Origin of the sequence: Halorubrum tibetense (assembly GCF_042661865.1) — an archaeon.
GTDB classification, from domain to species: domain Archaea; phylum Halobacteriota; class Halobacteria; order Halobacteriales; family Haloferacaceae; genus Halorubrum; species Halorubrum tibetense.
In genome coordinates this window covers 1-502 of record NZ_JBHSWW010000763.1, presented here as the reverse complement: position 1 = coordinate 502, position 502 = coordinate 1, and the positions used below count along the sequence as shown (strand labels likewise).

Genomic DNA, 502 nt, shown 5'->3' with positions numbered 1-502 from the left:
CGAATTTGGCATTTCAGATATTACGGTTGAAGACGGCAATGATGGTGGCAGCTCCATCGCCGCGGGTAAACGACTTACCGAAAAATTGTACGTCAAATATGTTTATGGCCTGTTAGGTGCTGCGGGAAATTTTGTGGTGCAGTATAAGATTTCTGATCAGTTGGGAATCGAAACCACCTCGGGCGATTCACAGGCCATCGATTTAACCTATCGATGGGATTCTAAGCCCCCGGAGAAGGAAAAAAAGGCCCCTGTTAGCGAGTCAGTACCGATTCAATAGAAGCGTTATTGTCATCTAATCTTCATGGCGCTGTCATGTATTCGTCATGGCCCTAGCCAAAAATGTTAGCCATGATGAAAAATACCCTGTTGTTTCTAAATCATGCAGACATTAGATTTTTTCTAATGGTTAACGCCTTTTTACGGCATTCGATGTTTCAGAAAATGGCGCGACTTATCTCAGCGCTTGCCGATGGCCCACTTTACTTGCTTTCCTCCATCG

1 protein-coding gene is annotated in these 502 nt (G+C 44.6%); it reads left to right on the top strand.

The features are described from left to right. Positions 1-280: translocation/assembly module TamB domain-containing protein (locus ACFQEU_RS18170; protein ID WP_379784444.1), on the top strand; the 280-nt coding region annotated here is incomplete at its 5' end. Positions 281-502: the final 222 nt, after the last annotated feature.